The following is an 8,002-nucleotide window of genomic DNA, read 5'->3' as shown; positions in this document are numbered from 1 at the left end:
CCCCGGCCGCCCGACGGCCCTCCTGAAGGCCCGCCTCCCCGGCCACCGCAACCCCTACTGACCGCAGCCTCGTTGATCAGGTCAGCGCGTTACGCGGGAGTTGGACACCGTTGGGGGGTGGGCGCCCAGGAAGAAGATGCCGGGGAAGCCCTGGGTTTCGAAGCCCTTGCTGGGGTTTCGGCGGAGCGTTGAGGTTTCGATCTTCATGGTGCCGGTGCGGTTGTTGCTCACGAAGAAGATGGCGCCGCCGCCCTCGTTCGCCGTGTTGTCCTCGATGATCGTGCCGGCGATCCGGACGGTGAACTCGTTGCCGTCGCAGTAGATCGCGCCGCCGCTGCCGCCGCCCGGGCTGCCGGACCGGGCCGGGTTCGCGCCGCTGCCGACCGCCCGGTTGTCGCGGAAGACGCTGTTCAGCACCGTCCAGGAGACGCCGATGCTGCTGGTCGCCGCCCCGTTCGCGCAGACGCCGCCGGTGAAGGTGCTGTTCACCACGTACACCGGTTTGTTGTCGTGCTGGCTGAGCACGCGCAGCGCGGCGCCGCCCAGGTCCGGGCCGGTCCGGTCGCAGCGGTTGTCCACGAAGCGGGTGTTGACCACCTTGAGCCGGCCACCGCGTACGAAGATGGCGCCGCCCCCGCCGCCCTCGGTCCGGTCGCCGGTGGAGTTGCCGTCGGCGAAGGTCAGGTTCTGCACGGTGAGCTGCGGGTGGTCCTGGTTCTGGCAGTGCGAGGTGGTCCAGCCCTGGGCCTGGTCGCAGGTGTTCTGGTAGAGGATCCGGCGCTGGCCGCCGCCGCTCAGGGTGACCTTGCCGCCGCCGTCCAGCACGACCCGCGGGCCGTGCGAGTTGACCACCTTCGCGGTCGCCTTCATCGTGATGGTCACCGGGGCCGGGCCGCAGTCGAAGGTGATGATCCCGCCGGCCGCCACGGCCTTCACCACCGCCGCGGAGGTGCAGCTCGCGGGCGTGCCGGTGCCGACCGTACGGGTCGGGCGCGACGTGTCCACGGCTCGCGCCTCGGCGGGCACGGCGGCATGCCCGGCCGGGTTGCCGGCCCGGAACGCGGCCGCCGCGGGAGTGGCACTGGGCTTGGCGGTGCCCAGACCGGCCCGGGCGCTCGGGTCGCCGGTCGGGGGCGGCGTCCGGCCGGCGGGGGTGTCGCTGGTGGCGGCGACCGGCGCGGGCGAGCCCGCCGGCTGGCCGCCTCCGCAGGCGGGCAGCGTTGCGGTGGCGAGACCGAGGACGAGGAGGGTGACAGCGGACTTCACACGCACCGCCCGATGCTAGGAGGACCGCCCGCCGCCGCACGACTCCGGCCGGGATCCTTAACCTGCCCCTAAGCCACGCCGTGCCGGCGTCAGGTGTGGGAGAAGGCGAACGCGACCAGGAAGCCGAGCACGGTGATGAGACCGACCAGCAGGTGGGCGTTCTCGAACGCCTCCGGGACCATGGTGTCGGTGATCATCGCCAGGATCGCGCCGGCCGCGAGCGCGGTGATGGTGGCCAGCAGCGCCGGCGGGGCGCCGCCGAGCAGCACGTAGCCGGCCAGGGCCGACGCGCCGGAGACCACGGCGATCGCCGTCCAGAGCAGGAAGACGTAGCGGCGAGTCCGGCCGGCCTGGCGCATGCCGGCCGCGCTGGACATGCCCTCGGGCACGTTGCTGAGGAAGACCGCGAGCACCGTGACCAGGCTGACCGGGCCGCCGGCCAGCAGGCTCGCGCCGATGACCACCGATTCGGGTACGCCGTCCAGCACCGCGCCGACCGCGATGGCGGCGCCGGAACCGGGCTGATCCTGCTCGGAGGGCTGCTCGTCGCCGGAGCGCTTGCGGTGCCGCGCACCGCGCCGGGCCAGCAGAATGTTCGCCCCCGTGTAGGCGAGCGCCCCCACCGTCGCGCCGATGACCACCGGCTTCAGCCCGGCCTGCTCGTGCGCCTCGGCGATCAGCTCGAAGGAGACAGCCGAGAGCAGCACCCCGGCGCCGAACGCCATGACCGAGGCGATGGCCCGGCGCGGCACCCGCGCGAAGAACCCGACGGCCGCTCCGATCAGCAGGGCGGACCCGGCCACCAGCCCCCAGAAGCCCGCTTCCAACCACTCCGGCACCCGCAGGACCCTACCCCCGGCCCGGAGATCGGAAACTGGCTCAGAAGTCGGCGAACAGGTACGGCAGCGCCCGCGGGAAGATCCGGCGCAGCTCGGCGGCGGCGTCGACCGGCACCTCGCCGAGCCCGCGCACCGCCACCTCGGCCGGGTCCAGCACCCCGTACGCCAGGGCGGAGAGCCCGGCGGCGGTGAGCCGCGCGCCCGGCACGGTGCCCGCCGCGGCGGCGTCCGCCGGCAGCACCTCCAGCGTGCCGGTGGTGCCGTCGAGCAGGTGGGTGCCGGCCAGCCAGCGGTCGCCGACCAGCTCGACGGTGACCCGGCCGGTCAGGACCGGCTGGTCGGCGAGCGCGTCGAGGCTGAGCAGCCGGGCCATCGGGGCGGGCGAGCCGGGCCGGGACACCCGCGCCTCCACGTGCACGGCGAGGTCGGTGAGCCACAGCTCGGGCAGCTCGTCGGCGGGCAGCTCGACGCTGATCCGCTCGACCTGGTCGACGTGGCGGGCGAAGAACTGGAGCAGCGACGCCCGGGCGTACGGGTCGCCGGCCAGCAGGTCGTCGGCGATCAGCGTGCCGCCGTGGTCGTCGATCCGGTAGGTGACCGCGCCGACCGTCTCGCCGTCCCGGACGGCGGTGACCAGCCAGCGGTCGTCCCGGTCGCGCAGCCCGACCGCCCGGAAGTCCGGGAAGGCGGCGAACCCGTGCCGCTCGCGCAGGCAGCGTTCCGTGTACGCCCGCCACCGCTCGTAGCCGGCGCCGACCCGCTCCCACACCACCTCGCCGGGCAGCTCGGCGCGGAGCAGCGGGGCCAGGTCCGCGGGGGAGAAGACCGCGGTACGCCGACGGGGCAGCCCGACGTAGCCGAAGCGCTCGTAGAAGGAGGCGCGGAACGGGTAGAGCGCGGTCAGCTGGTGCCCCTCGTCCCGCATCTCGTCGAGGAGCTGATGCAGCAGCGTGCGCACGTGCCCGCGCCGGCGGGCCAGCGGATGGGTGGCCACCCCGGCGACGCCGGCCATCGGCAGCACGGCGCCGCGCAGGTTCTGCCGCATGGGTACCGCCGAGACGGAGGCCGCCGTGATCCCGTCCTCCTCGACGATCAGCGTCCGGTTGCCCGCGTTGTACGGCAGGTACGCGCGGAACTCCTCGGTCCGCGACACGGCCATCGGCGATGTCTCGAAGGCGTACGCCTGGAGCGGGAAGCTGGTGGTCAGACGTTCCTCGGCGGCCAAGCGGCGAATGCGCATCCGCTCATCCCAACCCGAGGGACCGGGCGGCGCAACCCGAATCGGACCGGCTCAGGCCTCGGTGACGTCGGAGACGACCACGGTGACGTTGTCCGGAGCGCCGGCCTGGTGGGCGAGTTTCACGAGCTGCTCGCCGCACTGCTGCCGGTCGCCGTAGGTGACCAGGGCCGAGGTGATGGCGGCGTCCTCCACGTAGTCGGAGAGGCCGTCGCTGCACAGCAGCAGCCGGTCGCCGGCGAACACGGTGAGTACCCCGACGGCCGGCGGTGCGTCGGAGCCCTGCACGGCCCGGGTGACGAGCGAGCGTTGCGGGTGGTGGCGGGCCTGGTCGGGGGAGAGTGCGCCCTGGTCGACGAGCGCCTGCACGAAGGTGTCGTCCCGGGTGAGCTGGGTCAGCTCGGTGTCCCGCAGCAGGTAGCAGCGGGAGTCGCCGACCTGGGCGAGGACCAGGGTGTCGCCGGCGAGCAGGGCGGCGGTCATCGTCGTGCCCATGCCGTCGCGCGCCGGGTCGACCGTGATGGCCGCGCGGATGCGCTGGTTGGCGGTGCTCACCACGGCGCGCAGGGCGTCGGCGGCCTCGTCGGGAGCCGTCGGCGGGGTCAGCTCGTCCAGGATGCGGATGACGATCTCGCTGGCCACCTCGCCGGCGGGGAGGCCGCCCATGCCGTCGGCCACCGCCACGAGGCGGTCACCGGCGAGGGCGGAGTCCTCGTTGTTGGTCCGGACGAGGCCGACGTCGTTCAGGATGGCCGAGCGGAGGATCAGCGTCATGGGGACAAGCTTGCCAAGAACATCGGGTCCGCGTCTCTACGCATTGCTGGGTCTGCTGAAAGAAATGTCGGCCACTTGCACACGCGGTATGTATCAACCATCCATTGTGGCCGCTCGTGGGTAGCGCAGCAGCAGGCTCGCGCGGACCTCCTCGTCGCCGACGGCCGCGTAGCTGTGCGGCACGTCGGAGGTCCAGCGGAGGTACTCCCCGGGGCCGGCGGTCCCCGGGGCGTCCACCGGGCCGGCGCGGAGCACGCCGGCGAAGACCGTGACGTGTTCGGTGACGCCGGCCTGGTGTGCGGGGGAGAGCTGCGCCGGACCGGGGCTGACCCGCATCCGGTAGAGCTCGTAGGTCGCGTCGGTGTCGCTGAAGACCTCCAGCAGGGTGGCCCCCACGGCGGCGCCGCGGACGGTCGGCGTCTCCGCCGGTCCGGAGAGCACGGCGGTGAGCGGCACGCCGAGCTGGGCGGTGATCGCGTACAGGGTCTCCAGGGTGGGGTTGCGGGTGCCGTTCTCCAGCCCGGAGAGGGTGGCCTTCCCGACGCCGGCCAGCCGGGCGAGCGTGGACAGGGACATCCCCCGCTCCTCGCGGAGGGCGCGGATCCGCCGGCCGACGGCTTCGGCGGTCCGGTCACCGGCTGGTGGGGCAGCTGCCATGGGGCTATGGTGCTACATCGGCCCGTTCCGTAAACGGAACGGCAGGCGAGGGGGAGAACGATGGCCGGTCGACTGCAACCCGTGCTGGCCGGCGTGGTGACCGCCCTGGTCGGCTTCGCCAGCTCGTTCACGGTCGTGCTCGCCGGGCTGCGCGCCGTGGGCGCCGACCAGGCGCAGGCCGCCTCCGGGCTGCTCGCCCTCTGTGTCGCCAGCGGCTGCTGCGCGGTCTGGCTCGGCCTGCGGCACCGGCTGCCGCTGGCCATCGCCTGGTCCACCCCGGGCGCCGCGCTGCTCGTCGCCACCGGGCCGGTGCCCGGCGGGTGGCCGGCGGCGGTCGGCGCCTTCCTGCTCACCGGCCTGCTGATCGTCGCCGCGGGGCTCGTGCCCGCGCTCGGCGGGGCCGTCGCCGCGATCCCCGCGCCGATCGCCAGCGCCATGCTCGCCGGGGTGCTGCTGCCGCTCTGCACCGCGCCCGTCCGGGCCCTGGTCGAGGTGCCCCGGCTGGCCGGGCCGGTGGTGCTCGCCTGGCTCCTGCTGCACCGGTTCGCCCGCCGCTGGGCCGTGCCCGGCGCGCTCGCCGTGGCGGTGGTGGCGATCGCGCTGACCGCGTCCGGGCCGGCCCGGATCGACGCCGCCCCGGCCGTCGTGCTGACCGCGCCCGCCTGGACCCTGCCCGCGATCGTCGGGCTGGCGCTGCCGCTGTTCCTGGTCACCATGGCCGCGCAGAACGTGCCGGGCACGGCCGTGCTGGCCGGCTACGGATACCGCGCCCCGCTGGGCTCGGCGCTCCGCGTGACCGGGCTCGCCACGGCGCTCGGCGCGCCGGCCGGCGGGCACGCCGTGAACCTGGCCGCGATCACCGCCGCGCTGGCGGCCGGCCCGGACGCGCACCCCGACCCGGAGCGGCGCTGGATCGCCTCGGTCACCGCGGGGATCGGTCTCGCGCTGCTCGGCCTGGGCGCGGGCGTGGCCACCGCCCTGGTGCTGCTCTCCCCGCCGGTCCTGGTCGAGGCGGTGGCCGGTCTCGCGCTGCTCGGCGCGCTGGCCGGCGCGGTCGCGGCGGCGGTCGCCGAGCCGGACGCCCGGGAGGCCGCCGTGGTCACCTTCGTGGTCACCGCCTCCGGGGTGAGCCTGCTCGGCGTGGGCGGCGCGTTCTGGGGGCTGGTCGCCGGCTGGCTGATGCTCCTGCTGTTCCGCCGCCGTCGCCCGGCCCCGCCGCCGGTCGCCGAGCCGGCACCGGAGCCGGCCGCTCCGGCCCGGGCCGGCTGATCAGGCGACGCGAGTCATTCCTCCGGGGGGAGCTCGCCGGCGGGGACGGTGAGGCGCACGCCGTCGTCGGTGACCGCCGCGATCCGGTCGGCCAGCACGTAGACCGCGCCGGTGCGGGCCAGCTCGGTGGAGACCTTGAGGTAGCCCTCGCGCAGCAGCCGGGCGGCCAGGTCGGCCGGGACGTCCGGCTCCTCGGCGGCCGCCGACTCGATCAACTCGTCCAGGCTGCTGCCCGGGTCCACCGGGGCGGGCGCCTGCACGGTCACGGCGGCCGGGTCACCGCGCTGGACGAGATCCACGGTGCCCACCTCGACGCCGGTGGAGTCCACCACCCGCATGCCGGTGGTGACCCGGGAGACGCTGTCCTGCTGCTGGCTCATACAGGCGCGGTTCCCGAGGCGCGCGGGCGCTAAACGGGCGGGGCCCAGCCGCTCGGCGGGCGCGGGGACAGCTCGCGCCACGTGTCCGGCCCCTCCAGCAGCGCCCGGACCGTCTCCTCGGCCTCCTCGACGCTGGCGTACTCGTAGAACTGGGAGACCCCCTCGGCGCCGCCGGCGCGCTGCTCGACGTGCCAGCGGTCGGCGTCGACCCGGAGGAAGACGTCCCGCCGGGCCAGCCGCCCCCATTTCCCGTTCCACCAGTGCCTGCGCTGCTCCATGCCGGGACTCTATCGAACATGTGTTCGACACACGTCGGCGCCCGCGGGATTCCCACGGGGGCCGATCGGCTATGGGGTCAGCGCACGGCCGGGGGCTCCTGCCGGCGGCCGAGCACGTCGTCCAGCGCGCCGCGCTGGGCCGGCGTGCCCTGGTTGCCGGCGAGCAGCGCGTCCCGGATCTCGGTGAGCAGCTTGACCTCCTCGCTCGGGGCGGCGGGCGGCGGCTCCTCGCCGCGCTTGCGCCGCTCGGCGAGCTTGTTCATCGGGTAGACAACGAGGAAGTAGAGCACCGCAGCGGTGAGCAGGAAGGTGATCGCCGCGTTGATGAACGCGGCCCAGTCCATGTAGTTGTCCTTGGTGATCTCCCAAGAGCCGGAGAACTGGCCCTCGCCGCCACCGATCGCCTTGATCAGCGGTTCCAGGAACGACTTGGTGAGCTGGGTGACCACCCCGGTGAAGGCGGCGCCGATGACGATGCCGACCGCCAGGTCGACGACGTTGCCGCGCATGATGAAGTCTTTGAAGCCCTTGAGCATCCGTACTCCCGTGCTGTCCGAATTTCCGTCCGGCACAACCTATGCCCGGGAGGGGGCTTCGAGAAAAGCACCGGCCTCGATCGCCGCCCGGGCCGGGTCGCCGTCCCGGATGGCCTCGACCAGCCGGCCGTGGTCCACGTACCGCTCGGGCTCCAGGGTCTCGCCCATCGCCTGGGCCACGGTGCTGCGCAGCGCGGCGCCGACCGACGCGTAGAGCTCGGCCAGCATGGCGTTGTGCGCGGCGGCCACCACGGCGGTGTGCAGCGCGGCGTCCGCCTCGACGAACTCACCGACCCGGCCGGAGCGCCAGGCGGCCTCCCGGGTGGCGAGCGCGCCGTCGAGCGCCGCCAGGTCCTCGGGGGTACGCCGCAGCGCGGCGAGCCGGGCGGCCTCCACCTCGAAGGCGCGCCGGACCTCGATCACCTCGGCCATCCGGTCGTCGGTGAGCCGACGGGCCACCACCGGGGCCAGCTCGTCGGTCGACACCACGTAGGTGCCGGAGCCCTGCCGGCACTCCAGCACCCCGGCGTGCACCAGCGCCCGGACGGCCTCGCGGACCGTGTTCCGCCCGACGCCCAGCGCGGCGACGAGCTGCGGCTCGGTGGGGATCTTCGCGCCCACCGGCCACTCGCCGCCGAGGATCCGGCCCCGGAGCTGCTCGATGGTCTGGCGCACCCGGTGGCCGCGTGGCGGCACGGCGACGGAATCGACGGCGGGTGTCACCGGTTACACCTCCTGCCGAAATTCATCCCATGATTGTAGGTTT

General features: G+C 74.4%; 10 protein-coding genes. 1 reads left to right on the top strand and 9 read right to left on the bottom strand.

The window, feature by feature from the left end:
* Positions 1–81: 81 nt before the first annotated feature.
* The 5 genes from F8274_RS28945 to F8274_RS28925 all read right to left on the bottom strand — a co-directional run bounded on the left by F8274_RS28945 (position 82) and on the right by F8274_RS28925 (position 4,773).
* Positions 82–1,272 (bottom strand): hypothetical protein, encoded by a 1,191-nt coding sequence (locus F8274_RS28945; protein WP_192580038.1) that lies wholly within the window; start codon positions 1,270–1,272, stop codon positions 82–84.
* 83 nt (positions 1,273–1,355) lie between these two features.
* Positions 1,356–2,105 (bottom strand): ZIP family metal transporter, encoded by a 750-nt coding sequence (locus F8274_RS28940; RefSeq protein WP_151465528.1) that lies wholly within the window; start codon positions 2,103–2,105, stop codon positions 1,356–1,358.
* Positions 2,106–2,145: 40 nt separating this feature from the next.
* Positions 2,146–3,345 carry an enhanced intracellular survival protein Eis gene (gene eis / locus F8274_RS28935; protein ID WP_151465527.1) on the bottom strand — a complete coding sequence of 400 codons (1,200 nt, stop codon included), beginning with the start codon at positions 3,343–3,345 and terminating at the stop codon, positions 2,146–2,148.
* 51 nt (positions 3,346–3,396) lie between these two features.
* Positions 3,397–4,116 carry a PP2C family serine/threonine-protein phosphatase gene (locus F8274_RS28930; RefSeq protein WP_151465526.1) on the bottom strand — a complete coding sequence of 240 codons (720 nt, stop codon included), beginning with the start codon at positions 4,114–4,116 and terminating at the stop codon, positions 3,397–3,399.
* A 93-nt stretch (positions 4,117–4,209) separates the two neighbouring features.
* Positions 4,210–4,773, bottom strand: coding sequence for a helix-turn-helix domain-containing protein (locus tag F8274_RS28925; RefSeq protein WP_151465525.1), 564 nt, complete (start codon positions 4,771–4,773; stop codon positions 4,210–4,212).
* Positions 4,774–4,833: 60 nt separating this feature from the next.
* Here F8274_RS28925 and F8274_RS28920 point away from each other — a divergent pair, with 60 nt between their 5' ends.
* Positions 4,834–6,042, top strand: a complete 1,209-nt coding sequence (locus tag F8274_RS28920; protein ID WP_151465524.1) for a benzoate/H(+) symporter BenE family transporter — start codon at positions 4,834–4,836, stop codon at positions 6,040–6,042.
* A gap of 14 nt (positions 6,043–6,056) precedes the next feature.
* On the opposite strand, the gene F8274_RS28915 is transcribed toward F8274_RS28920, so the two are convergent.
* From F8274_RS28915 to F8274_RS28900, 4 genes are all read right to left on the bottom strand, one after another.
* Complete coding sequence (locus F8274_RS28915; protein WP_151465523.1) at positions 6,057–6,422, bottom strand: hypothetical protein; 366 nt, start codon at positions 6,420–6,422, stop codon at positions 6,057–6,059.
* Positions 6,423–6,451: 29 nt separating this feature from the next.
* Positions 6,452–6,700 (bottom strand): hypothetical protein, encoded by a 249-nt coding sequence (locus F8274_RS28910; protein WP_151465522.1) that lies wholly within the window; start codon positions 6,698–6,700, stop codon positions 6,452–6,454.
* Between the two features lie 77 nt (positions 6,701–6,777).
* Complete coding sequence (gene mscL, locus F8274_RS28905; RefSeq protein WP_151465521.1) at positions 6,778–7,236, bottom strand: large conductance mechanosensitive channel protein MscL; 459 nt, start codon at positions 7,234–7,236, stop codon at positions 6,778–6,780.
* Positions 7,237–7,275: 39 nt separating this feature from the next.
* Positions 7,276–7,959, bottom strand: coding sequence for a FadR/GntR family transcriptional regulator (locus tag F8274_RS28900; RefSeq protein ID WP_151465520.1), 684 nt, complete (start codon positions 7,957–7,959; stop codon positions 7,276–7,278).
* Positions 7,960–8,002 lie beyond the last annotated feature (43 nt).

The sequence above is a fragment of the Micromonospora sp. AMSO31t genome, assembly GCF_008868175.1.
Lineage (GTDB): Bacteria > Actinomycetota > Actinomycetes > Mycobacteriales > Micromonosporaceae > Micromonospora.
The sequence above is the reverse complement of the archived record's forward strand: the minus strand, read 5'-3'. Positions and strand labels throughout refer to the sequence as shown.

Excerpts from the sequence above, each read along its gene's own strand:
- mscL (WP_151465521.1), bottom strand. The coding sequence starts at position 7,236 with ATGCTCAAGGGCTTCAAAGACTTCATCATGCGCGGCAACGTCGTCGAC.
- F8274_RS28920 (WP_151465524.1), top strand. The coding sequence starts at position 4,834 with ATGGCCGGTCGACTGCAACCCGTGCTGGCCGGCGTGGTGACCGCCCTG.
- F8274_RS28910 (WP_151465522.1), bottom strand. The coding sequence starts at position 6,700 with ATGGAGCAGCGCAGGCACTGGTGGAACGGGAAATGGGGGCGGCTGGCC.
- F8274_RS28925 (WP_151465525.1), bottom strand. The coding sequence starts at position 4,773 with ATGGCAGCTGCCCCACCAGCCGGTGACCGGACCGCCGAAGCCGTCGGC.
- F8274_RS28930 (WP_151465526.1), bottom strand. The coding sequence starts at position 4,116 with ATGACGCTGATCCTCCGCTCGGCCATCCTGAACGACGTCGGCCTCGTC.
- eis (WP_151465527.1), bottom strand. The coding sequence starts at position 3,345 with ATGCGCATTCGCCGCTTGGCCGCCGAGGAACGTCTGACCACCAGCTTC.
- F8274_RS28915 (WP_151465523.1), bottom strand. The coding sequence starts at position 6,422 with ATGAGCCAGCAGCAGGACAGCGTCTCCCGGGTCACCACCGGCATGCGG.